This window comes from Sphingobacterium sp. UBA7249 (assembly GCF_002472835.1).
Classification (GTDB): domain Bacteria; phylum Bacteroidota; class Bacteroidia; order Sphingobacteriales; family Sphingobacteriaceae; genus Sphingobacterium; species Sphingobacterium prati.
This window is the reverse complement of the sequence record NZ_DKST01000016.1, coordinates 23,120-49,637: the sequence shown is the minus strand read 5'-3', so window position 1 is coordinate 49,637 and position 26,518 is coordinate 23,120. Positions and strand designations below refer to the sequence as shown.

20 protein-coding genes are annotated in these 26,518 nt (G+C 37.7%); 5 read left to right on the top strand and 15 right to left on the bottom strand.

What is annotated here, in order from left to right; translation table 11 throughout:
* Positions 1-37: 37 nt before the first annotated feature.
* The 10 genes from B4A24_RS13855 to B4A24_RS13810 form a co-directional block, all read right to left on the bottom strand.
* Positions 38-1,051 carry an alpha/beta fold hydrolase gene (locus B4A24_RS13855; RefSeq protein WP_293945728.1) on the bottom strand — a complete coding sequence of 338 codons (1,014 nt, stop codon included), beginning with the start codon at positions 1,049-1,051 and terminating at the stop codon, positions 38-40.
* Between the two features lie 101 nt (positions 1,052-1,152).
* The gene (locus tag B4A24_RS13850) at positions 1,153-1,518 is read right to left on the bottom strand and encodes a nuclear transport factor 2 family protein (RefSeq protein ID WP_293945726.1); all 366 of its coding nucleotides are present in this window, start codon (positions 1,516-1,518) and stop codon (positions 1,153-1,155) included.
* Entirely contained in the window at positions 1,515-2,210 is a 696-nt protein-coding gene (locus B4A24_RS13845; RefSeq protein WP_293945724.1) for a flavin reductase family protein, read from the bottom strand. Before B4A24_RS13845 ends, B4A24_RS13850 begins: the two co-directional genes overlap by 4 nt.
* A 154-nt stretch (positions 2,211-2,364) precedes the next feature.
* Entirely contained in the window at positions 2,365-2,802 is a 438-nt protein-coding gene (locus B4A24_RS13840) for an antibiotic biosynthesis monooxygenase (protein ID WP_293945723.1), read from the bottom strand.
* 11 nt (positions 2,803-2,813) lie between these two features.
* Positions 2,814-3,011: a hypothetical protein gene (locus B4A24_RS13835; protein ID WP_293945721.1), complete on the bottom strand. Its 198-nt coding sequence runs from the start codon at positions 3,009-3,011 to the stop codon at positions 2,814-2,816.
* Positions 3,012-3,201: 190 nt separating this feature from the next.
* Entirely contained in the window at positions 3,202-3,639 is a 438-nt protein-coding gene (locus B4A24_RS13830) for a carboxymuconolactone decarboxylase family protein (protein WP_293945719.1), read from the bottom strand.
* A gap of 21 nt (positions 3,640-3,660) precedes the next feature.
* Positions 3,661-4,296: a LysE family translocator gene (locus B4A24_RS13825; protein ID WP_293945717.1), complete on the bottom strand. Its 636-nt coding sequence runs from the start codon at positions 4,294-4,296 to the stop codon at positions 3,661-3,663.
* A gap of 6 nt (positions 4,297-4,302) precedes the next feature.
* A complete protein-coding gene (locus tag B4A24_RS13820; protein WP_293945715.1) occupies positions 4,303-4,764 on the bottom strand; it encodes a DoxX family protein in 462 nt (153 codons plus the stop codon).
* Between the two features lie 28 nt (positions 4,765-4,792).
* Positions 4,793-5,428, bottom strand: coding sequence for a hypothetical protein (locus B4A24_RS13815; protein ID WP_293945713.1), 636 nt, complete (start codon positions 5,426-5,428; stop codon positions 4,793-4,795).
* 339 nt (positions 5,429-5,767) lie between these two features.
* Positions 5,768-6,643, bottom strand: coding sequence for a helix-turn-helix domain-containing protein (locus tag B4A24_RS13810; RefSeq protein WP_293945711.1), 876 nt, complete (start codon positions 6,641-6,643; stop codon positions 5,768-5,770).
* Between the two features lie 459 nt (positions 6,644-7,102).
* On the opposite strand from B4A24_RS13810, the gene B4A24_RS13805 reads away from it, so the two are divergent.
* Entirely contained in the window at positions 7,103-7,405 is a 303-nt protein-coding gene (locus B4A24_RS13805) for a hypothetical protein (RefSeq protein ID WP_293945709.1), read from the top strand.
* A gap of 108 nt (positions 7,406-7,513) precedes the next feature.
* Here B4A24_RS13805 and B4A24_RS13800 read toward each other — a convergent pair whose 3' ends face one another.
* Together B4A24_RS13800 and B4A24_RS13795 are read right to left on the bottom strand one after the other, a co-directional pair.
* Complete coding sequence (locus B4A24_RS13800; protein ID WP_293945707.1) at positions 7,514-10,324, bottom strand: PAS domain S-box protein; 2,811 nt, start codon at positions 10,322-10,324, stop codon at positions 7,514-7,516.
* A gap of 487 nt (positions 10,325-10,811) precedes the next feature.
* Positions 10,812-11,144 carry a hypothetical protein gene (locus tag B4A24_RS13795; RefSeq protein WP_293945705.1) on the bottom strand — a complete coding sequence of 111 codons (333 nt, stop codon included), beginning with the start codon at positions 11,142-11,144 and terminating at the stop codon, positions 10,812-10,814.
* 725 nt (positions 11,145-11,869) lie between these two features.
* Between B4A24_RS13795 and B4A24_RS13790 the strand changes: the two genes are divergently transcribed.
* The 4 genes from B4A24_RS13790 to B4A24_RS13775 all read left to right on the top strand — a co-directional run bounded on the left by B4A24_RS13790 (position 11,870) and on the right by B4A24_RS13775 (position 22,157).
* Positions 11,870-15,043, top strand: a complete 3,174-nt coding sequence (locus B4A24_RS13790; protein WP_293945703.1) for a sensor histidine kinase — start codon at positions 11,870-11,872, stop codon at positions 15,041-15,043.
* Between the two features lie 479 nt (positions 15,044-15,522).
* A complete protein-coding gene (locus B4A24_RS13785) occupies positions 15,523-18,720 on the top strand; it encodes a SusC/RagA family TonB-linked outer membrane protein (protein ID WP_293945701.1) in 3,198 nt (1,065 codons plus the stop codon).
* Between the two features lie 32 nt (positions 18,721-18,752).
* Positions 18,753-20,402, top strand: coding sequence for a RagB/SusD family nutrient uptake outer membrane protein (locus B4A24_RS13780; protein WP_293945700.1), 1,650 nt, complete (start codon positions 18,753-18,755; stop codon positions 20,400-20,402).
* Positions 20,403-20,564: 162 nt separating this feature from the next.
* Positions 20,565-22,157: a glycoside hydrolase family 27 protein gene (locus B4A24_RS13775; RefSeq protein ID WP_293945699.1), complete on the top strand. Its 1,593-nt coding sequence runs from the start codon at positions 20,565-20,567 to the stop codon at positions 22,155-22,157.
* An 89-nt stretch (positions 22,158-22,246) separates the two neighbouring features.
* Here the strand turns inward: B4A24_RS13775 and B4A24_RS13770 are convergent, their stop codons facing one another.
* The 3 genes from B4A24_RS13770 to B4A24_RS13760 form a co-directional block, all read right to left on the bottom strand.
* Complete coding sequence (locus tag B4A24_RS13770; RefSeq protein WP_293945697.1) at positions 22,247-24,181, bottom strand: glycoside hydrolase family 35 protein; 1,935 nt, start codon at positions 24,179-24,181, stop codon at positions 22,247-22,249.
* 398 nt (positions 24,182-24,579) lie between these two features.
* On the bottom strand, positions 24,580-25,278 hold the full coding sequence (locus B4A24_RS13765) for a LytR/AlgR family response regulator transcription factor (RefSeq protein ID WP_293945695.1): 699 nt from the start codon (positions 25,276-25,278) through the stop codon (positions 24,580-24,582).
* A 235-nt stretch (positions 25,279-25,513) separates the two neighbouring features.
* Positions 25,514-26,269 (bottom strand): SDR family oxidoreductase, encoded by a 756-nt coding sequence (locus tag B4A24_RS13760; protein ID WP_293945693.1) that lies wholly within the window; start codon positions 26,267-26,269, stop codon positions 25,514-25,516.
* Positions 26,270-26,518: the final 249 nt, after the last annotated feature.

Sequence of the window (26,518 nt, the reverse complement as noted above, 5' to 3'; positions counted from 1 at the left end):
ATATTTTGATAGTAGCAAATTGCAATCTTTATATTTCTTAATCTGCCAACACTTCCTGCAACATGATTCTATTAAATTTTTCCGGTTCTACAAATGCAGCATAATGCCCTGAGTTTTCAAACCAGATGATTTTTTTTTGAGGCGCTTTTAATTTTCTGAAAAATTTATGTGCAAGTGTGGAGGGGGCATTATAGTCACACCGACCGGCGATAAAGTAAACGGGAACTTTTACTGCTGGAACCGTTTTAAATAAATCTATCTGCATTACTTCATCCCACATTGCATTCATTGTAAAGGCCTGCCCCTTGGCTATCAGGCTATCTTGATAATATTGCTTGGCAAAGGAATCCATATTTTCATAGAGCTTACCAACATTGCTGCCTTCGCAAAAATCACCATGAAAGTGTCTGAGCCATTTTCTTGATAAATACAGGTCTGATAATTCATTTTTAGAGCGAGACGGATAGTGCTTACGGAGCTTTTGCAATTGAGCCATTGCTACACTATCCTTTTTCAATGTGGCCTGTTGAATTGAATAACCGAGCGAAACCTTTTCATTCAAATACATATTGGTGACCTGTCCCACACCAATATAAGCCTGAAATAGCGATGGATATTTTTGAATCAGATGTATGCCAATAATAGAACCAAAAGAATAACCAACCAAATATATTTTATCTTTCTTAAATCGCTTTTTAAGGACCTGTATTAAACTTAGCGCATCATCTTCAAGTTGTTTGATGGTAATGCTTCCGGGCGGTAGTGTATCGTTGTAGGATAAGCCTGTTCCCCTTTGGTCGTAAGTAACCACCGTGAAGCGCTGTTCCAATTCCTTATTGTGTGTTTGCCAAAAATAAAAATCGGAAAAGCCAGGCCCACCATGCAATATAAGTAAAACAGGATTTAATACATTATTACTTTTAATAAATACGCCGTGTTTGACACCATTTAATTCAATACGGTTGTACTCCTTGATGGAATTAATCTGGGCTTTACAAAACTGCCAGCTGATTGAGATCATTATCAAAACTATGAGGAATTTTTCTTTCATGAGGTTCTTTTTAAAATACAAATAGAATCATAATGGTATCACCCTATTTTACTATTACTATTTATCCGATTCTCTTTCCAGTGTATTATAAAAGCTTTTGATTAAATAGCCATTCCGCTTCCACCAACTACTTTTATACCTTCGGGAAACTTTCTCCAAAAACGTATATATCTATATTTAGCTTCAAAAGGCTTATTATTATAGTGTCCTTTTAAATCCATCTGCAAAACAATGACAGCCAAATCCGCAATAATATTCAGTTCTTCGACTTTGGGAATGATTTCCTCGACTTTTAAATTTCCCTCGCGATAGGTTTGTAAATCGATTTCTTTGTTTATCGTCTGACCACTTGGAACTACAAAAAGTAAATCAGTATGCAATAGCTTGTCGAGTATTTCCGTATCATTATTTTTGATGGCTCCGTAAAGTGTGTTCTCGAGATTTAAAATTTCATCCTTTGTTATCATTTCTTATTCATTATTAATGTTGATTTAACTTCTGCTTGAGTTGATTTCCTATCGTAGGTGTTGTATAAATTTTCAGGAATTTGCGCGAGCGTCGATTCATGTACTTTATCTCCAAGCGTATAAAATTCCTGAAAACTCATAATAAGAGGTTTCCATTTATCGGGATCAACCCGATTTGGATGATTATCCATAATAATTGATTTATCCAAAAATACCCTATTTATCTTTAGTTCAAATGTGATAATCTTCCCCTGCTGTGATGGTTGATCCTCTGCCAATTTATGAATGGCGATGACGACAGCTTCCATTTGTACAGGGCATTCGTTTACCCGATACGCATTGATGGTTTCGGATGGGGTTCTCGTCAATCCGGCTATTTCAAATTTATTTTTTTCAAAACGATACCCCTTTAACATTTTTGATTGTGAAACAGGATTAGAACCTGTGGTTCTGGCCAGTAGGTTCACTGCTTTTGTCTCGTTTACCGATGGCAGATTTAACACGGCTTCTTTGGTTAACAAAAGGTTTTTGGCAGTTTGGGATGATGCTCCAAGACCAATGATGCACCTCCAACCCAACCAGAAAATCGACGACATAGGCGCAAGATTATCTGTACCATCGGGATTTTTAGTACTGATAAGTACTACCGGTGTGCCGAAGTATAAAATGGAGGGATAACTTTTAATATGCATGTATTGTACCTTTTAAGATTTTTACTGAACTTTTATGTTCTTTTTAAAATTAACGATATCCGACATTCATTAAAATCCGTTTCTTGCGGATCCGGTCAAGTTTTTTTATAGACTTTAAGAAATCTCCGTTTTGTGCCTTTAAAATCTATACAACTTACTCCTCAACCGCCTGATAGATATCTCTTTCCATCGTAATCCCATGTTGCTCTAAAAAAGTGGGCATATTAATCCCTGCTTTTTGCATGGCCTCGCGTATGACCAATCTGGCATTGTCCATGCGCTGCCGGTCAACCCAGGTGGCAACTGTTATTACCCAAAGGTCTCCACTATCGCCTGTCTTTTGAAAGATTTCATATTTCAAAAAGCCAGGCTGCTGCCGAAGTGTATTTCTGATGAAAAGCGATTTTTCGGAATACGCCACGATAGCTTTTTTGGGAATACTAATTTTATCAATGACGGCCACCTGATCTGTAACAATGTGCTCTTCTCTGTTATTCTGTTCCATTTTGAATTGATTTGTGTGCTGACTAAAAGTTTTCATCGCCATAAGGATAGACATGATAAGGATGATGGTTTTTAATGTTTGTTTCATAGGACTTGTATTTATTGTTTCCAATTCAGTTTACCGCTTTTGTCAAACATTTCGATAGATGGGTTGCCCAGACTATCGACCTTTAGAATAATCCGCGGTATTTCGTTATTATCCTTCATTACCAAAGCCGCATTGCCGTTTTCCGTAAGCAGGTTGATACGATTGATGTTTTGGCCCGGCTTACCGGACAGGTCTTTGTCGTTAATCAATAGCCCGGCTCTGAAATAGTTGTATTGATATTTATTCTTTCTGCATTAAAGTTTTGCGTGTTGTCCAAGTATAAATAGACGATACACGCTATCAAAACTAGGTTGGAAAGTATTAGGGCGAATATTAGGATTTTTAGTGGTTTAGAAATTGTTTGCATAATTTAGTATCATTTTGTGGTACATTACTCTTTTACTCTACCGTTTTTCTCGTACTGATTACAATCCTGTTCCACGCATTTATGGTAACAACTGCCATGATGATCTGTGCAATTTGGTTCCCATTAAAAAATCGTTGGGCCTGTCTGTACGTTTCATCGCTTAACCCGCTTTGGCTGATTATGGTCACCTCCTCGGTTATAGCTAAAATTGTTTTCTCTTGTTTGGTAAATAATCCGGTTTCTTTCCAGGCGTTGAGCAGAAAAATTCGCTGTGCGGTTTCGCCCTGCCTTAATGCATCTGAAGTGTGCATATTGATACAAAAAGCACAACCGTTGATTTGTGATGCGCGAATTTTAATCAGATAGAAATGCGTTTTAGAAATCCCCGAATGTTGCAGGTAATGTTCCAGAGCGAACATTGCTTTGAACGCATCCGGCTCCAGCTGTTGTATGTCTATTCTGTTTTCCATATGTATTGGTTTTGTGTATCATTATTTAGCTTTTAAAAGCACCATCTTTATAGCCAAAATCGTTAATATACTGGCCATGAACCATTTTTGTACTTTTATCCAAAGTGAATTTTTTGTAAGAAAAGCAGTCATTTTTTCAGCGGTCATTACAATAATAAAATTGATAGTGAAGCTGATGATAATCTGTGTAATACCCAATGCCATGATCTGACCGATTAAGGAACCATATTCGGGCTTGATAAATTGAGGGAAAAACGACAGGTAAAATACAGCCATTTTGGGATTCAACACATTGGTTAAAAAGCCCATCAGGAACAGCTTTCGAGGCCTGTCCTTGTGAATATGCCCATTCGCTTCGAAAAATGTTTTGCCATTGGGTTTTATGGTCTGATATGCTAAGTATAACAGGTAAATAGCGCCTGAAATTTTCAGTGTTCCATAAGCAAACGGAACGGCCAGTAAAATAGCCGTCAATCCAAATCCTGCCAGTACGATATGAAATAAAAAACCGCTAATAACGCCTATCAAGGATACAAGTCCGGCCGTTTTGCCTTGTGTTATACTTCGTGAAATAAGGTAAATCATATTTGGTCCTGGGCTTATAACCATCAGAAAAGCTGCTAAAGCAAACCATAAAAGTTCATGAATCGGAATCATCGTTGTTTAAATTGAAGCAGTGAGTTTTTTGGATATTAAATTGTCCAGTGAATATTTTCCGCTGCCCTGAATGAATAGTGCCAGGCATAAGCCAATCATCAGCAAATGATATTCGTATCCCTCGCCCTCTTTATCGCCAAACCAGTTCATGAAAAATCCATGCTCAAGATGTCCTCCCGATAAAATGATCCCTGTAAAAAGACCTGCCATTGCGATCGCCCAAAAACGTGATGCAAAGCCTATTATAATAAAAACAGGTGCAAAAAACTCTATTAAAATCACTAATAGCCCCACCAGCCACGGCTGTCCCATCTGTTGAAAATTTTCCAAAGTTTGGGCAAACCCAAAGCCACCAAACCAGCCCAGCATAGCCTGCGCTCCGTGTGGAAACATAACGATACCTATTGTCAGGCGAATGACCAGACCAGTATAATCATTGTGTGTACTAAAAATTTTCTGTTTCATCATTTCTCTCATTATTTAATAATATAATGGTTCACAATACTTTTCGCACGAAAAGTCCAAAATTACTGTAGTTTGTAGCAAGACGTCCATACTGATCAAAATTTACGGCCAATCCAAACTGCATACCTCCGGCATCTATTCCTGCTCTTGCATATTGATAGCTCCTGCTATGTCCGTTCCGGTTCCATGTGGTCATATATTGAAATCGGGCATATAGGTTTACAGGTCTGTTTACGGCACCCTGATATTCAATAAAGCCCATAAGTTCGAAATTGGGCACAGACCATATATCCATCCTCGGGTAAATCAGTACAGTGGTTGTTTTCCTTTTATGAAAGTACTGAAAAAATACAGATGGTCTTACTCGGTTGGCAGGAGTGAAGATGGTACCAACTCCTGATGTCCATCGTTTGCTCATCGTATAGGAAAGGTAAGACTGGCTCATAATTTCATTTCCACGGTTTTTATCATAAGGTATAAGAACCGATGAAGTGTGAAAGAACCCGAAGGATTTTTCCGGATTGAACCTTGTAGCAAACGAATGCTGATAGTAGTAACTCGAATGCCCGACAGTGATTTCTACAGGTATTTGCGCCCGGCTATGCGAGTACCATATGCTGAAAAACAAGCAGGCCAACAAGTGTTTTATTATCGTTTTTTCTTTCATCGTTCCTTTCTAAACTCATTGTATTTGTTAAGCTGTGCCGGAAAATGGTTACAATCAACCACTGCTTAATATATTGACAAGTTAAGTGCTGAAAACGTGACAACTCATTTAGTATATTTTTCTTCCTTACGTGATTTGTCGTGTATTTTCTCAACGAAAGAAACACTGATGTGCTGCGGGGCATTTTCGACAGGGTTTTTGATCCCGATAGAACACGTAGCTAAACTTCGTTGTACTTTTTTTCACACCATACAAATATATGAAGGAGCCGGTCCGTCAATACTGTAAGTATGGCGGTAAAAAATGTAGTTTTTTCTGTTTTTGATGTAGAACCCGTGATTATACAGGATTTTCGACCGTATTTTTGAACTCAGTGGGGAGCTGACCGTCGTAGCTTCTGAATGCACGGGAAAAATGAGAAGAGTCTGTGTAGCCAAGTTGAAACGACACCTCCTTGACGGACATATTCCAAAAGCTCAACAGGTACTTTGCCTCCTGCATGATATGAAACTCAATCCATTTTTTTGCTGAAAGTCCAGTGTATTCAACTAAAATTTCGCTTAGGTATTTTGGGGATATATGCAACTGTTCAGCATAAAAAGCAACATCTTTATACTGCGAGAAATTTTTTGAAACTAATTCTCTAAACTTTACAACAGTATGTTCTTTACCGTTGAGTTCCCTTTTATTGCCCCGGTAAAGGTTCCAGAAATATTTCTGTGAAATAATCAGGATTGAATATAATATTCCCGATACTGCTTCGGGCTTATCAGCGATTGTCCGAAGTGTGCTGAAAAGCTGTTGCATTTCTTCAAATTGCCTGTCGGTAAGTTGCATTACACTTTTTTCATCGGGGCAAAAAAATTCCAGGGAATAGAAAAATGACCTACTGAAATTATTTACAAAAATATCATCATAGAAAAAAAGCGTGTCATTTGAGGGGAAGCTAGTATTGAGCCATTGGCAGGTCATTCCTGGGCCAATTGTCAACAGGCTTCCTCGTGTTAAATCATAATCTGTAGTGCCTATCCTGATCCGAGCCCCTTCACCATAATACAAACCGATAGTATAAAAGTAGTTTTTAAAGGGATTGGTGATTTTCAAATTTTCCATACAGGCTTTTGATGCCAGATAATAAGGCGCTATATTGCCATCATTTTTTTGAGACCTTAAATATCTGAGCAAATCAAAGTTATCTGAATGTTTTGGTGTCATAAGGAAGATCTTTAAAACTTAGTATAGTTCTGAGGATACTAAAATACGCAATTATTATTATTTGAAATTGTATGATTATCCACATCATTTAGATAAATAGCTATAATTGTATCGATATTTTAAATGGCGTTGTAGTTAATGAGTTCTGTATCAATTTCCTTTCAAAAAATCCAAAACCAACTTTTCAAACTCATCTTTGTTTTCAATGTTCGTAAGATGAACAACTGGCAGTATAGCTAGTTTAGAGTTTGCGATAGCAATGTTTATCTGCTCACGATGCACTGCTTTAGTCACTCAATCATATTTACCGGCAAACTATCCGTCTTACTTTTGCGTATAGCCCGATGTTAAGACTCCTAACGACGGTACAATTAATAAATACCTTTTATTAACTTTTATGTTCATAATTTCACTTTTGGCAATAAGAATTCAACAAAATTGTTTTGTTATGCTTTGTTATTGTTAAATAGTATTAATGGCATTGCCACTATCAAAGGAATGGAAGAAATTGTTCCATATGCGATGACTTCTAGCGCTACCACCATATTTACCCAAGGTATTGAATTACTTAAACAGCATCGCATTATGACCACCGCCAAACGTATTATGTTTAACGGTTACCTGACGCCCCGAAAACTCCAGGTGCGTCTCTGCATTACCAAAGCCACAACCTTCAATCACCGCATCAATATTGTTTTCCAAATCATCGTAGCCGGCGACAAAATATTCGATCATTATAAGGAGGGCACATCAAGTCAGTAAAAGACCTAAACGCTATCGGTCGCTTTAGCAACTATTTTCATTTATTACTTAAATCCCTTACCAGATATACAAACCGCATTTTAATTGTATGGATGATAGGAAAAATTGCTACCTGCGAATATTGGCCAGTGCTTGATAAAGATCCTCAGGTTTAACAGGATTGAATAACCATTGTTTAATTTCCAGTGATTCACAAACAGAAGCAACATTGCTGTATAGGGAATCAAATACTGGAATTATGGGCTGCATATATCTTTCATTAAAAACCTTTTCGCGAATCTTCTTTATGGTGTCTATTCCATTCATAATAGGCAAGTCGTTCATCATAAGGATTGCTCCAAAGCGACTGCCACGCATCAAGAGCTGCAGGACTTCGAACCCATTCTTTGCATGTAGCGCACCGATATTCTTTTTGTTCAATAGCTGAACCAACCTTTCGCGTTCACTTTCATCATCGGCAACGACAAGAACAGTGTCGATATTTGCAAGATCTTTCCATTCTTCTGTTTCCCAAATAGAACGTAAGTTGAGATCAAAAAAGAAATGGCTTCCAACAGCAACTTTACTTTCCAACTTCAGTTCACTCCCCATCATTTTTAACAAGCGATTGGATATCGTAAGTCCAAGACCTGTGCCGCCATACCGTTTAGTCATTGAAGTATCCTCCTGCGAAAAGGCTTCAAAGATTTCTGCCTGCTTACCTTCTTTTATGCCTATCCCAGTGTCCTGAACACTAAAACGCAGAACAGCAGTTTCGGCCTCCCGTGACAGGATTGAAATCTGAAATATAATTTTTCCTTTCGCAGTAAATTTGATAGCATTGCTCATTAGATTCATCAACACTTGTTTGATACGAAGTGCATCTGTCCAAATATAACTTGGTACTTCAGGCGCTATCTCTAAATGGAATTCCAGGCCTTTGCTTGTGATTTGAGCATTAAAAAGTTTGTTCAGCTGAATAATAAGTTCGTTGAGATCCGTTTGCTCAATTTCCAGTTCCATTTTACCAGCTTCAATTTTGGAGAAATCCAGAACATCATTGATAATGCCTAACAATAAAGTAGTTGATTGCTCGACTAGCCCCAAATACTCGCGCTGTGTAGCATTTAAACTGGTTCTGGTTAATAAATCGGTAAAGCCTACTATACCATTAAGAGGAGTGCGTATTTCGTGGCTCATATTGGCCAAAAACTCAGACTTTGCCATACTTGCCCGCTCAGCAAGTCCTTTTGCTCGTTCGAGTTCTTTATGCTGTTGAATTATTTTGCTAATATCTGTAGCTACACCAAGATATCCGATTACTTTGTCCTCGATGTTTCTGATCATGGTCACAGCTAAAGAAATGAACAATTGTGAGCCGTCTTTGCGGATGTAAGTCCATTCACGTTGCTCCGAACCATCAAGTTCAGCTTTTTCCACAAAAACGCTGAATCCCTTTACCGGATATCCCAGTTCAATGGTGAGTTGACGTTCCCTCAAATCTAACTCGCTCTGCAAATGAAAATGCACCGGGCTTAATTTACCGATTATTTCTTCACTAGCATACCCCAATAGGTTTTCGGCCCCTTTATTAAACAATGTTATTGTACCTTCCACATCCGTGGCGATAATCGCAACTGCGGAAGTAGCCTGGAGAATATCTTCAAATAGTTTTTTTGAATTTGACGACTCCGCTTCCATTCTTTTACGTCTGTCAATATCCTGGAAGGTACCATAAAGTCGTACACAGATGCCGTTTTCAAAATCGGCATTGCCCAGTGCGCGTACCCATAGTGCATGCCCTTTAAAAGTGATAATTTCCAGTTCAAGATCCCAGGGCTCTCCGGCAGAAATAGCCTGTTCAATGGCCTTCTGAATTTTATTCCGGTGCGGTCCTTCCTTGTAAAAATTCAACGAGCTTGTAAGATCAGGCTCATAATCTTTTTCTACTTCATGGATCTCTTTAGTGATCTCGGACCAAATAATTTTTTCATCCTTCAGGTTGTACTCCCAGCCACCTACCCGTGCAACCCTCCCGGTCCTTGTCAACATTGCTTGGGTATGTTTTAGATCCTTCTCCAAATAATGCTGCTCGGTGATATCAACCGCATTACCAATTACATATGCCTTCTTATTCCCGTTGGCCTGGAGGATATTATTAAACATCCAAATACGCATGCCCCCGGCACGAGTTACCGTACGCATTTCGCCTTTGACAACTCCCTTTTTTACAATTTCAGCCAGATAACTCTTAAGATTTGAATGGCCTTCCTCTGGCACAATATCAAAAAGAGAAAGCTTCTCTATTTCCATTTTGTCATAGCCTAGTAGTCTTGCTCCAGCCTCATTTACCGTAATAAAATTGCCCTCCAGATCATGGGTGCACATGAGGCTCTGTGAGTGATCAAAAAATGCTTTCAGCTTTTGCTCACTTTCTTTATATTTCTCCTTCTCTTTTCGATTGACAATCAGCGCCACCACTTCATCCCGTAGCAGCGAGAGTATTTGTTTTTGGTTTTTGTCGAGTTGCCTGGGTACCCTGTCAATAACGCATAACGCACCCAAAGCAAATCCATTGGCATCAACCAAGGGTAATCCAGCGTAGTACCGGATATGCGGATCCGCCGTTACGAGCGTATTGGATTTAAACCGGTCATCTTGAGCAACGTCCCGAATCTCCAATAGCTGATCTTCTGTGAATGTATATTGGCAAAAAGATAAGTCGCGTGGTGTCTCTTCCACGTCAAGTCCCACACGTGATTTAAACCATTGCCTTTCTTTGTCTACCAATGAAATTAAAGAGATAGGCATATCACAAACGCGTGAGGCAATCTCAGTGATACGGTCGAACGCTGATTCCGCAGCGGTGTCCAGAATTTCATACGCGTACAGTGCCTGAATCCGTTGCGACTCATTTTTTGTCAGTGATTTTGCATCCATAAAATCACAAATAAAAGTTTATAACAAAAAAGTTAAATTTCTACACCTTCATAACAGCATTCCATCAATCACCATCTTCCATCGGCAATATACAACAACATACAATATAGGCTAAACACTTGAACTAATAGCGATTAATACATACAATATAGTGACTAACAAATGGCACACAAAAATAGTTTGATAAAAAAATAATGTTTCTTAAAACATAAGAAGCGACTAAAGCGCAAAACGAACAATTGCTAAAACGAAAAAGTTTTCATTAAAGAATATTTTTAACTACTTAACAAACATAAGACAAAAACGATTGTTTATACAACAAAAATTTATTATTTTCATAATGCTTTATCATTATTAGGATCTATTTTTTGAATTAATTACAACTTATATAATGCTTTGCCATGAAGAATTATGGAATTATCGTCCCATGTTACAATGAAGAAAACAGATTACCATATAAGGCCTTTATAGAGTTCGCTGAAAAACATCAATAGGTTATATTATATAAACCAGAGATACTAAAGGTATCATGATTTGCATCACCTATATTCCCTCCTTCGATTAAATCCCGCCCAAAGCTTACCGATTGGGACAATTTAAAATTTGGCGTATTGAACAGAGCTGTCAAAGTTGCCTGTGAATCCAAGCGAATACGATTGCCACTCCCCCAGTAATTATTGGTATCGAAAGTACCTGATTCCAATAGGTACCCGCCAATTTTCAGTGAGTTATAAAACGTGTTTCCATCAATTTCATTGCCATAGCTTTTGGAGAGAGTATTCGTGCTTGAGTCCAATACGATACAGGCAACTGGTGCCACGGTGGCTACTCCCCCACCTATTAAAGATATTGCCCTGGATTTTGGAATTTGTCACTCCCTCGGACAAGATGGAAGACCCGGAACTGGTCGTGAAATTATTGTTGCTGATAATTGTTTTATCAATTCGATCAGCATGAACAGCGCCTTTAGAATTATAAGGCGGATTTGTTTCGTGTGTAGTCAATATTACTGGCGACAAGACTATTGACAAGATTACCCATAAAGAATGTGTTAAAGCTATCGCTAAAATTGCCGATGATATCAAATCCATACCCATCAGTTGTCTTATTATTGATCAATGCAAAATTGTCCCGATTGGCATTGTCACTATCACTTTTACCATCCCGAAAAGCTTATAGAAGCATTAAAGAAATTCGTGAACAGCTTAACACCTGCAGATGTCTATTGTGGATGATCTGAACGAATTTGAAAAAAGAAAACAGATAAAAATCAATTCTTTGAACAAAAGAAGACAATTGTATAATCAACAAAAATTAATAAATTTATAAAGCGAAAGACTCCTTAAGAAAGTGGACTCAGATGTCCTAATTAGTTTGAAGACGTACAATAGGTATGATCATGAATTTAATAAACTACAGCTGAACTCTACAGACTTAAGTATCCCGTAAAGAATGCAAAGTATTACAAATTCAATTAGTTAAATATATTTAAACATTTGTTAATCAGTGGTTTTTGTAGCGCATGTTTTTTTAATAGGGTTTTTGTTGATTATTGGAACCGTTGACCGGCTTAGCGCACAACAACAACGACCGTTAAAATTTTCCAATTTATCTGTTGATGATGGCTTATCTCATACAGATATTACAGCTATAAAACAGGATAAATTCGGTTTTATCTGGATAGGTACCTTGTTTGGACTAGACCGCTTTGATGGCTATAAAACTAAATTGTTCTATAATGCCAATGAACCTAAGCATAGCGCTTTAAAAAACAGAATCAAAAGCATTTGCCTGGCTGAAGACGGTAATATATGGATAGGTTCTGAGGATGGCATCCAATACTTTGATCCGAGAACGGAAAAATATACAGACGTGCTGAGTCTTCGGAATGGTCTGCGTGGCAAAACTTGTTCGCAACTGTTTGTTAGAGGGGAGGTATTGACAGCCTTTGTGGATGGACAGCTACGCTTGTTCAATATCAAGGGTAAAACATTGAAAAACATACCATTAAACTATCCTAAAGGAACATCTTTTAACAAAATAGTTCCAGATAGTAGCGGTAACTTTTGGTTGGCAGCGAATGATGGACTATGGTTTTTAGATCGTTCACTCCATTTCAAAAAATGTGTCTTGGCAACTGATATTAAAGGATTAGATGGTCTGTTTTTTAATCAATTCGGTGAATTATTAATAACAGCTGGCAATGTACTTACATTGATGAAGCCTTCAGGCCAGGCGTGGTCTGACAGCCACAACTTCAACATGCATAGACAGATTGTAATTCCCGGTTGCAATAGTATCAGAGATCTTGTACAGGATGGGAACCTTAACTATTGGGTGAGCACTTATGCCGGCTTGTTTTGGCTTGACAGCCAATTAAAAATTAGACAAATTGTAAGAGCGGGTACTAAGGCCGATAGTTTTAACTCTAATCACCCGGATCACCTGCTGATTGATCGATCGCAATGTTTGTGGGTAACCACTTGGGCAAAAGGAATCAATATTTGTGATTTGAACGCGAAGCCTTTTTTTACATTGAAGCACACAGAAGATCAGAATTCATTATCCGGGAATTACATCCGATCGATGCTCGGGGAGGCTGACTCCAAGATCTGGATTGGCACAAATGGTCAAGGGTTAAATGCCTTTGACCCAAAGACACATAAAGTTGAGCGTTACAATAGTCATCGTTTTGTTAAACTTAAAACCAATCAAATCAATGCTATGGTGCTTGATCCAGATCGAAATCTATGGATTGGTACCGAAAATGGTATAAAAATAATCAATAGCAAACGTGATAGATTACTTGAACCCGTTGGATATAGTCAGTTTCCGACACACCCCATATCTAGTTTGGTAAAAGACTGTTATGGGAATATTTGGTTTGGTAGTTATGACAACGGCTTTGGTAGTATCATTCGCAATAAACAAAATGTATATCAGGTAAACTATCGAGGAAATGGATCAGCACATAATGTTTGGGCTGATGATGTAAAACCTGAGCTTTTTGTATCCACCACTAATGGGTTATTACGGCTTCTTATTGACAGTGTAGGTAATGTGATTAAGACCTTTAGGTACCAGGTAACTGATAGTGCCAATTCGTTAAGTTCTAATTATGTTTTTCAGGTACAAAAAAAAAATGACAGTACGTATTGGGTTGGTACAATAGGTGGTGGCCTAAACTGCCTGACATTAAAAAAGAATAATAATTATAGCATAAGCCGGTATGGGAATGAATATGGCATATTTAATGATGTAGAAGCATTTGAATTTGACAATACGGGTAATATCTGGATGGGTGGCAGAGGTCTGGCCCGTTTTAATACGAATAGTAAATTATTAACTCGGTTTGATAAGAATGATGGCTTGCAAGGAAATGGCTTTAAAATAGGGGCAAGTTATGCCGGCCGGGATGGCCGGTTGTATTTCGGCGGAATGAACGGGCTTAATTATTTTTTCCCCGACAGTATCAAAACCAATCCTGTCGCTGCCCATCCGGTATTTACGGGCTTGCTAATTAATAACATAAGTACTATTGTCGGAAAAACGATCAATTATTGCGATACGCTTTACTTAAATTATCTTCAAAACAACTTTGTTATTTCATTTTCTGCAATGCATTATGCCAACCCTAAAAAATGTCAGTATCGTTATAAACTGATTGGTTATGATACGGAGTGGAAATTCACTGACGGTAGTAACCCTACTGCTACTTATAGCAATCTGGATTTTAATGATTATTCTTTTGTCGTGGAGGCTACCAATAACGATGGCGTTTGGAGTAAAAACAAAAAGTCAATAGTTATTACTGTATCATCCCCATGGTGGAAGTCTACTTTTGCTAAAGTTATATATTTTCTTATCGTGCTTTCAGGTCTGGTTGGCATTTATATATATCAGGCTCGATGGTTTCGGTTAAAAAGGGAACTATCATTGCGCGAGTTAGAAGAACAAAAACAAGGGGAACTTTATCAACAACAATTAAAGCTAAACCAACAGATACAGGAAAAGATTAGGGTTTTAAATGAAGCTGACGAGTTTAAAAACAATTTGGTCTCTATTTTAGCGCATGATTTCAGGTCTCCCTTATGCTCGACAATAGATATTGTCCGTTTTATACGTCGTAAACATGATTTTGAAAAAGAAGAACTGGAACAAATTTATAATGATATTGAAAAAGACGCAACCCAAATGCTGGATTCGTTCGATATCGTTCTGCAATGGATCAGGCAACAGTTGTCGGGTTATCAGTTTAAGCCAGAAACACTAAACTTGTACGATTTGTTTAATGAAACGGCTGGTTTGTTTAGTGAGCAATTGGAAGCAAAAAAAATAGTGTTTATCAATGAGATCCCAGATGACGTAATCTTTGTCGCCGATAAAGAGATGCTGCAGTTTGTTAATCGAAATTTATTGTCTAATGCAATTAAATTCTCACCCGAAAACGGTAGGATTATTATTGGATGTACAGCAACTATAAGGGAAGTTATTATCACTGTTTCGGATGATGGACCAGGTTTAGACCAAGTCACGCTTGACAAGTTATTTGCCATCTCTAGGCAGCCAGGAGCCTCAACACAAATGGGGGCCGGGATTGCACTTTCTATGTGTAGGGATTTTGTTGCTAAAATGGACGGCCGTATTTGGGCAAAGAATAAGCAGCCGACAGGCTGTGTATTCTATTATAGCTTTCCTAATGCTAGAAATAGTAAATAAGAATGCAGAATAATTGGTAATTTGGGGTGCCGCACTTTTGGTAGTTTTTCTATTCTACATGCTATAGCTTTCGATCGGATTTGCGAACAGGCCGGAAACACGGTCTACTGCTTCTGCTATTTTGGGTTCCATTTCCCGGCCATGATTGCGAAGTATGATCTTCTTAGGACATCGCCTACCAAAACATGAACTTTGTATTTACTATTTTCCATTTATGATGCACTTTTACTTTAACAAAAGTTGTGCATTCTGATTTACTGATTACGATACACACTAATAGAATAGCCCACCATAACCAATGGTTTTGTTGATGATTCTTAATGTTATTTCAACGGCAATAAGTCTTCACTCAACGGGCAGATCTTTTCATCTAACTTCCGGCTATTGGAGATATTACCGAATTGGTATAAAATTGTTGTGTATCTCAATGAGTTATCCATTGCTTTTTTAAACCAATTATTAAATTAAATAACCTAACTATGAAATTAAATGTACATAATAAAAAGACGTTATTTTATCAGAGTCCATCTTTTTTTATAAAGCTGCTTACTCTGGGAATGGTTGTGCCTACGTATGAGGCCAATGCCGAAATCATTTTAACAAAAAACAAAGAGACAGTTGTAAAAACAAAGCTGAAAATTTTTAACACATCGGCATTAAAAGCAGATAAATTTAGTGGTAAAATTGTTGATGATAAAGGTTTGCCTATAATTGGGGCAACGGTTAAAGTGAAGGGAACCTCCAAAGCCGTTTCTACCGATGCTAATGGTGGTTTTATTTTAGATGCAAACAAAGGAGATGTATTACAAATATCCTTCATGGGTTATGAAAGTAAGGAAATTACAATAACCGATACGGCTATTATATTAAGTATTACAATTAATAAATCTTCACAAGGCTTAGGTGAGGTTGTTGTTGTAGGATATAGTACTCAAAAAAAGGAAACTGTAACAGGCTCAATATCTACTATTAAAGGGGCTGATGTAGCAAAAAGTCCAGCAGCCAACCTCTCCAACTCACTAGCTGGCCGTGTGTCTGGGGTTATCCTAAATAACCGCTCCGGTGAGCCTGGATATGATGGTTCAAGCATATCTATACGGGGATCAGCTACTACTGGGAATAATGATGTTTTGGTAGTAGTTGATGGTGTCCCGGGCCAAATTGGTGGGTTAGAAAGACTAAATCCCAATGATATTGAGAGTTACTCGGTTTTAAAGGATGCATCTGCTTCAATTTATGGATCCAGGGCAGCTAACGGTGTAATATTGATTACAACAAAAAGAGGCAAATTAGGTAAACCTATAATCTCTGCATCTTTAAATCAGGCTGTTGTTACACCCACACGTTTACCTAAAATGACTGATGCAGTCACCTGGGCACAAATGTCAAACGAGGTGTTATATTCTAATAACCCAGCCGGGGGGATGAATCAAAAGTATTCAGAAGAGCAACTACAAAAGTTTAGGGATGGTTCAGACCCTCTAAATTATCCAAATACTGATTGGCAAAAAGAAACTATTAATAAATCAGCTTCGCAAAATCAAGCAAATCTATCGGTAAGTGGGGGGGGCGAAAATGTTAAATATTTTGTGTCAACCGGGTATTTAGATCAAAACTCTTTATATAAAGACAATACCACACAATATAAGCAATATAGTTTCAGATCTAATATTGATGTAAATGTGACTAAAGATCTCAAATTCGGCTTGTATTTGAATGGACGAGAAGAAGATAGGAAGTTTCCTGTCAATAGTGCATCCTGGATTTTTGAAAATATATACAGAATGTACCCCACTATAGCGCCAAGATACCCGAATGGCTTACTTAATTACGCTTTAGAGGGGCGTAATCCAGTTGCATTACAATCAGATTTAGGCGGTACTTTTAAAAATCCCAAGCAAGTATTTAATGGTATTTTGAAAGGTAGCTTTGATATGAATGATTGGGTTAAAGGTTTAAGTGTTGATGGTTTTGTATCTATTGATAAATATTGGAATTTTACTAAGCAGTTTAATTTGCCATATAATTTGTACACTTATAATCCTGTTACCAATGAATATGATATTCGTCCGCAGGGGGGAACAAATAATCGGCCATCACTTTCCGAATCGCAGGAAAACTCAACTCAAATAGTTAGCAATATAAAGTTGAATTACAGCAAACGCTTTGCTGAGCATTCGATCAATACATTTGTAGGCTACGAACAGATGAAGTATGAATATAACACATTTAAAGCCGGTCGGATAAACTATCTATCGGCACTTACCCCTGAATTAGATAATGGAGGGCCGGCAGCTACAGATCTTTCAAACGGTGGTAGTGGTAATGTAAATACCCGAAGGTCTTTTATTGCTAAAGTGTCTTATGATTATAACCAAAAATACCTTTTAGATGTTCAGGGCCGTGCAGATGCATCATCTGTTTTTCCGCCAAATTCACGCTGGGGCTATTTTGGTACGGTTTCGGCAGGTTGGCGTATAACACAGGAGAGCTGGTTTCCTAAAAATAAAGCAATTAACGAATTAAAACTGAGGGCTTCTTATGGTACTTTAGGTAATGATGCTATTGGCGGCTACCAGTTTATCAACCAGTTTAATGCTAATAATACTTTTGTTGCAAATACTGGTAGTGGCAATGTTATCCAACCAGGGGTGAATATCGGATTATTAGCGAACCCAAATATTACCTGGGAAGTTGCCAAGAAAACCGATATAGCCATAGAGGGCCGTTTGTTTAATGACATCAATTTTGAATTTATCTATTTCCGCCAACAAAGATCTAAGATACTTGCCTATCGCGGGTCGGCAAATATTCCTGATTTGGTGGGCATAAGTGGTAATATACCCCAGCAAAATTTTGGAAAGGTAAATAATAATGGTATAGAGGCAACTCTTGGCTATACTAAGAAATATGATGACTTTGGCTTTAATGTGACCGGTAATTTTACTTTTGCCAAAAATAAAGTGATAGATATTGGCGAAAATCAATCTATCCCAGATTACCAGTGGCAAACGGGTAAACCAATGGGAACTAGTAATTATTATCAGGAGATAGGAATATTTCGCACCCAATCAGACTTAGATGCTATAGGAACCAAATATGCCGTACCTCAGGGATATACTGCTAGACTTGGCGATTTGATTTATAAAGATGTAGACGGAAATGGCGTAATTAATGGATTAGATCAGGTAAGAAGTGAATACAGTAATCAACCACAAATAACATATGGATTGGTACTTGGTGCAAATTATAAAGGATTTGATCTAGCTATGGTACTTGCCGGTCAAGCCAAGGTATCACAGTATTTATTGCCATTATCAGGCACAGATTTTTATAATTTTTATGATAGTTGGGCCAGCAACCGGTGGACACCGAATAACCCAAATGGGTCTTATCCACGTGCTGTCGAAAGAATTGAAAAGGATTACAATGGAGGGAATTTTTCCAATACTTTTTGGTTAAGAGATGCAGCTTTTTTACGCATAAAGAGTGTCGAGTTAGGTTACAACTTTAAACTTTCTGGTTCCTCTACCAAATCGTTAAGAGCTTATATGAGTGTATTTAATCTTTTTACACTAACTAAAGTAAAAGATTTTGATCCGGAATCAGACAATACGATAGGAACAAATTATCCACAGCAACGCATTTTTAATTTGGGTGCAACTATATCGTTTTAAGGTAATAAATTATTTAGCATAAAAATACTAAAATGAAAAAACTATATAAATCTTGGATACTATTTATGATAGCTATAACTGCGGTTACAATATCATGCAAGAAAAATTTTTTAGACCCTCCTTCAACTACAATTATAACAGAGGACATAGTCATTACCGATCCTAGCGCCTTTGAAGGCTATGTAGGAAGCCGGTATAGACAACCAAGTACTTTAGACAAAGCTTTTAATTTCCTGCAAATGAATTGTTTTGGAGACGAAGGTTTTAACATTTTCACCTCACAACCAGGCTATCAACTTGGTCAATTAAGCCCTGATAATTCGGTAGGACTTGACAATTATTGGAAAGATTCTTATAAAGCTATCCACGATTGTAACTATGGTCTAAAAAATATTGGAACTGTTAAATTTACAGAAGAAACCAGAAGAAAGCAGGTTAGAGCAGAGTTAAGGTTTTTAAGAGCATATCGTTATTATACCCTTACTACGTTTTATGGAGGCGTCGTTTTAATGGGTGATGAAGTGTATAACCTTGAAGACAATTTTGATATACCGGCTTTATACACCCGCTCATCTTTACAGGAATGTGTGAAGTATATCCTTGACGAGCTGACTGCAGCCGCTGCTGACTTACCCAAAGATAACGATGGTAGTTGGGCACTTGGCCGGGCCACCAAAGGTGCGGCACTTGCACTTAAATCCAGGCTGGCATTATTTGCGGCAAGTCCACTTTATAATTCAGGGACTTGGACTGATGCAGCAAAAGCTGCAAAAGAAGTGATGGCGCTAAATAAATATTCAATTGATAAAAGCATGGGTACCGAAAGTTACCGTCTGCTTTTTTTGAACTCTAAAAGTTCAGAAGTTATCTTTCAGCATTTGTATACGCTAAATGCTTCGCATGATCCATTTGAAAGGAATTACAGCCCCAATGGTTATGGCGGTTGGACAGACTTAACAATTTCTCAAAATTTGGTAGATGATTACCAAATGAGCAATGGAAAAATGATCACGGACCCTACTTCTGGATACGATCCTCAAAATCCTTACATAAACAGGGACCCACGATTGCAGCAAACAGTTTTAACGAATGGTCAGATGTACAGAGGCAGACCTGTTGAGTTTTTTTTACCAGGTGGAAAAGACACTAAAGATGGTCCAGATGCTCAAAATACGCAAAAAACAAGTTACACCTTACATAAATTTCTTGACGATAATCAACCCATTGTTCCAGCCAGTACAAGTGGTCAGACTCCATGGATATCAATGCGCTATGCGGAAGTATTGCTAAATTATGCTGAAGCTCAAAATGAGGCCAGTGGCCCAGATCAAAGTGTTTATGATGCAATAAATGATATTAGAAATAGAGCAGGTATGCCGAATATTGCCCAAGGTCTTTCCCAACCGCAGATGCGTGATGCGATAAGACAAGAAAGAAGAGTAGAGTTGGCACTTGAAGGTTATCGCTTTTTTGATGTACGTCGCTGGGGAATTACAAATATAACAGAAACAGCCCCTATAAGAGGGATGAGTATAACTAAGGATAATACCGGAAAGTTAACTTTTGCAGTCCAAAATGTTATAAACCGTCAGTTTTCCCCTTACCAGATATGGTTACCTATCCCACGCGATGTTATTGTTTCGTCCAAAAATAAAATGGCGCAAAACCCAGGATACAATTAAATGTTAATAATCTTTTACCGTTCTATAAATCAGATTGTTTAAGAAATTAATCTCCCTGAGATCCTTGATCAATCTGATTTTTTATGAATATGTTTTGAAGGGTTTGTGTGAATTAGTTCAGCAAACAGATAATAAATTTGAGTTTATATTTAATAAAAAAGTATGAAAAATTACATCATTAATAACACAAGGTATTTCTTGTTTATTTTAAAAATCTTCTTTTTTACAGCTCAGATACCATGTTTTGCAAATATTCAGGTGTCGGCTCACAGCACTAACCAAAAACCAGAAATCAATAGTCCTGGCCGCTTCGGTGTAGGAACAGGTAAGAATTTTTTTTATTATATACCTGTAAGTGGTGAAAGGCCCATGGTGATATCAGTAAGTGGATTGCCAAAAGGCATTCAGTATAATAAGTCTAAGGGTGTAATTTTTGGGAAGCTCAACCAAAAAGGTGATTATGCTTTAGTTATTACTGCAAAAAACAAATCAGGTAAAGCAGTGAAAAAAATCAACATTGTGGCTGGGGATACATTAGCGTTAACCCCTCCCATGGGTTGGAGTAGTTGGTATAGCTATGGAAGAAAAGTAACTGAAAAAGATATTTTAAAAACAGCCTATTTGATGAAGAAATACAAACTTGATCAATATGGTTGGGGTATTCTTGAAATTGACGATCCTTGGACAAATCAGCCCGATAAAGAAGATCCTTTATGGGAACAACTGAAACAAAAGAAAAATTCGTTAGTATATGAATACCATGAAGGTCCTACAAAAGATCAAGATCGAGTAGGAAAATCGCGTGACCAAAACGGAACAATTTTACCGAATAAGTATTTTTCAAATATTAAAAAAATAGTAGACCAAATCCATGGCCTTGGTTTCAAGGTTGGAATTTACAGCTCGCCTGGTCCGTTAACTTGTGGCGGAGTAACAGGAAGTTACGGTTATGAATTGCAAGATGCTCGTTATTTTGCGAGTACTGGCTTTGATTATTTGAAGTATGACTGGTGCAGTTATGGAGTTTTTGCTAACGATACCACAAGAGCAGAACTGATGAAACCTTATACATTGATGGGAAACGCATTAAAAGCTCAATCACGGGATATTATTTTCTCCTTATGTCAATATGGTATGGGTAATGTATGGGAATGGGGTGCTGAAACAGGGGGACAGCTTTGGAGAACGGGTGTTGATGTTCATGACGACTGGAAGTCGGTATATGCTGCATTTCGTATGTTGGCAGATAAATCGGCTTACGTACAGCCCGGAAGGTGGAATGATCCCGATATTTTGCAGATTGGTGCTGTGGGTGCGGCGAATAGAAATGATCAGGCTAATCATTTAACCCATCAGGAACAAATGACGGTGATGAGTATGTGGTGTGTACTAAGCGCTCCTATATTCATTGGTGCCAATTTGGAACACCTGGATTCATTTAGTCTTTCCCTGCTTACCAATAACGAAGTAATTGCGGTGAATCAGGATATTTTGGGTAAGGCGGCAGAACTTAAATATACTACAGATAGTAATGTTGAAGTTTGGGCAAAAACCATGGCGGATGGGAAGACTGTTATTGCACTTTTAAACACTACCAATTCAGAAAAAAAAGTAGATTTCGCCTTCTCCTCTATCGGAAAAAACGGTAAATATAAGGTCAGAAATCTGTGGTTGAAAAAAAATATAGGTGAGCATTTAACTCATATTGAAACACTAATACCTACACATGGGACAATCTTAATCAGCTTAGAATAATACGTACTTTATTTCTGATGATCTAAATCAAGCCACATTGATAGCACGAAATATGCTACAATGTGGCTGATAACATAAACATTTTTGCATTATAGTTGCAAAATGTTTAATATTGGTTTAGGTTTGGTCGATAATATTGATTGCTGTGGACTTAATAATTCAAGAATAATTATTTCATTATTACCCTTTTTAAGCCATTCTCCAGGGACAAAAAGGGTTTGTTGCGGCCCTATAGACCAGTAGCGTCCGATATTGTGACCGTTAATCCAAACTACTCCTTTGCCCCATTTTTGCATATCCAGATAAGTATCACCTGTTTTAGCTATATAAAAAGTTCCTTTTTTCAAAACAGGGCTTTGCATTATTTTTTTTGTCTTTTGCTGGAATTTGATCGCTTTACTACTCTCGAAAGGAAGGCTAAACATATGCCATGAAGTCAAATCATGGTTTTGGAATGAAACAGATTCCGTTATACCTTTATCATTTTGCAAGAGGTATTTGCCAAAATTGATCCTTCCCAAATTTTCAACTAGTATGTCTAGTCTTACTCTCCCCTTGGGTAGGGAAATCGCCAAACTATCCTGGTTTAATCTTCTATCTAAAGTCCCCGCCGTTTTTCCATTGATCATGATCACAGCATAGTCACGTAGTCCTTTTAACTTAAGGGTGCCAGCTTTATTTCCTTGAATAAAGGTACGGTATAATACAAATCCATAATCCTGATTCAATTTTTCGAAAGTAAGAGGGGTTTCATTTATTATCGGTTTTGGCAAATTATCAAGCAACAGTACCGAATTTGTTAATTGAATTGACTTGATACTGATTGCAGGTTTTGCTGCAGGCACAGGAGGTAAGGTACTGCCAGCAGGTAAGTATTTCTTTATCACATTTCGAAACGCCATAAACTTTGGTGTAGCGTTCCCCGCTTCATCTAGAGGGGCGTCGTAATCATAACTACTTGTCTGGGGTTCATAAGGTTTTTCATCGTTATAATTAGCACCATTCATAAAACCACGGGTAGTGCCCCCATGAAACATATACATATTAATAGAAATACCGGCCGACAAAACACGATCCAAACCCTTTGTATATTTTTCAGCAGGCACTGTATGGTGCTCGGTTCCCCACCAATCAAACCATGCTGGGTACCACTCGGCAACATAAAATGGCCCTTTGCCACCATGATTTTCACGAATCAATTTTCTTACCTTAGCTGGCTCGTCAATGAGGTTAACAGCCGGTAACAAGCCTGGCAGATGTCCAGCTGCAATTGATTCTGGAGGATCACAGGTATACAATAATCCATCAAAACCAGCTTCCTTGAATAGACGTTCATTAATCGCTAGATATTCTTTGTCATTACCATAAGATCCGTACTCGTTTTCAATTTGAACCATTAAAATATTGCCACCATGGTTAACCTGAAATGGAGCCAGTTGCTTACCTACTTCCTTGATATAGATCTCATATTCCTTAAGATATTTCTCCTCCTTACTCCGAACCATTAATCCTTTTTCATTCGATAGCCAGTACGGAAAACCGCCGAATTCCCACTCAGCACATACATACGGACTGGGCCTTAATATGACCCATAAGCCTTCTTCTTTTGCTATTTTAACAAATTCTGCAACATCATTATTGCCACTGAAATCAAAATTCCCTTTCTGTGGTTCATGCAAATTCCAAAAAACATATGTACCAATCGTGTTTAAGCCCATAGCTTTTGCCATTTTCATTCGTGTACGCCAGGCTTCACGAGGAACACGTGGATAGTGTATTTCTCCACTGATAATTTGCAACGGTTTTCCATCTAAAAGAAAAGACGTATCCCCCAGCGTAAACGTATATTTTTGTTGATCTATGGTTAACCTTTTCGATTGATTGTTGGTTAATCTATCGGCGTTAATAGCATTGTTTTGAGTATTTTTTATGATACTATCTTTGGTTGTGGAAACTTGTGCAAAGATTTGTAAGGGCTGAATTAATAAAAAAATCGAGAGGAGTCTAAATTTTAAATTTTGCATTCGATTGATCTTTAAAAAGTTATTTTTAATAAATGATTACAGAAAAAACATTTGTATAATGATAAGATAGATCGCAATATATGCTATTGTCTATTGCGTATCGATATCAAACATACTCTTTATGTGTATACAATAGATGGCGAACACGCCAGATCGTGGGATATGCCCGTTCAGTAGAAGTTTAGCAACGTTGGAGTTTAGTATAAAAAAAGGTAGTGGTTAACGTCATCCAGGAGTTGTCCGTTATGTACGAGTTACATCCACAAAGATCCGTACGTAAAAACGGAAGTCTCTGCACAATACGGAAGCCGTTTTACGTTAATCAAATCTACGGAAAAGGATGATTCTGAAGAGGAGGAACTTTAGGCCTACATTTGGGGACAGGTCACTAATTATAGTTAAACAATTTGAAGACGCTTGTAAAGTGCTGTGCGGTAAGCGTTGGCTATGGGGACCAATTGCTTATTAATGATTAAAGTTCCGCCTTCTATTTTATCTATTTTATTTAGGTTGATAATAAAAGACCGGTGAACCCTAAAAAAAACATCAACTGGCAACTTTTGCTCTACGGAAATCAAAGTTGAATGAATAGAATAAATCTGATCCTGAAGATAAAATTTTACATGATCACCCTTTGCTTCCAAATAAAAAATCTCGCTGGTTTTAATACTTTTAAGCGTATTTGAAACGCGAATAAAAATAAATTCACTATTCCTGCTAACATTTGCCTGCTCTTCAGTGAGACTAAACATTACTTTAGCTTTTTCAACAGCTTTTAAAAAACTGGATGCACCAATGGGTTTAACCAGAAAATCTACAACGTTTAAATTGAATGCATCAACGGCATATTGAGGTAAGGAAGTGGTAAAGATAATGAGAGGGCGTGTACCTTTTAAGCGTTCAGCCAATTCCATCCCGCTCATCCCGGGCATTGCAATATCCGTGAATACAAGATCAATCTTATTGCTTTGCAGTTCTTTCAGGGCATCCAGGGCATTTGTACATTCTCCTACTAATTTTAAAGATTGATCTAAAGCGATCATTTCTTTTAGTACAGCGCGAGACAGTAGTTGATCATCGATAATTAAGCAATTCATGTAATAGTTTCTAAAGTTGCCCCAATAAATACCTCGTTACTATCCAAAATTACAATTTATTTTATACTTATGGCATACCCTTGTTTCAATCCCATAAATATGGCAACAAGGATTAAAATTGAATTGATAATTTTCAGAATCATATATCCCACTATTTAGTATTAAAGCAAAAACAATTTTATCTTTCTATTAACAAGGCGGCAAATAACTAAATTACTTGCCGCTATATCTTCTATTATCGTGTGGTGTAACCTCCATTTGCGAAAATAGTCTGCCCTGTCACCCACCAACCATCTGTTACCAAAAACTCCACAAGTGGCGCGATATCTTTAATATCTGTCAATCCACCCAATGCTGAAGCTGATTTGTGATAAGCTACCGCATCATCTGTTTCTTGACCATAAAAAAATGGGGTGTCCATTGGTCCTGGCGCAACTGCTGTAACCGAAATACCTCTGGCGCCAAACTCTTTGGATGCTGCTCGTGTAAAGTGCTCTACAGGTGCTTTGGCCCCGGCATAGGTTGAATAATATCCAGTAAATGCCGCAAGCAAGGAGGTTACGATTGTGTTGATCTTTCCATTATCATTTAATCTCTTGCCCGCCTCCTGGATGAAGAAATAGGCTACTTTGGAATTAATGTTACTCATACTATCGTATTCCTCCTCTGTTGTTTCGGCAAATGGTTTTTTCAAAACCTTTCCAACGGTATTAATAGCTATATCAACACCGCCAAACTGTTCGATTGCTGCATCAAAAAGCTTGGTTATATTTTTGACATCAGTCAAATCTGCCTGAAATAAAAACGCTTCACCACCTATACTGTTGATATCAGCCAAAGTCTTCTCGGCGTCCGCTTTTGTACTTTCGCTATTGTAATGAACAACCAATTTTGCTCCCTTGGATGCAAAATTGCGGCTTAATAAGCCTCCTAAGTTTTTTGCGCCACCCGCAATTAAAACTACTTTCCCATTTAAATCGTTTCTTGCCATTTTTCTCTTTATTTAATGTTCAAAATTTTTAGTACAAAGATGTTTATCCCATTTGTAGATTTTATGGTGAACTTTTCGGAATTTCAATTGCCGTTGCTCTTAGCTTTGTGTTCCCTTGGTTATTCTTGCCAATCATCCTGCTTTACCTCTTTTGGCCCAGAAAGACAATAGGTTATCCAATAGACCTCTAATATATGGGCAGAATCGTTAGCCGAAACAATATGTTTCTGGTCATTCTGTGCTATCTAT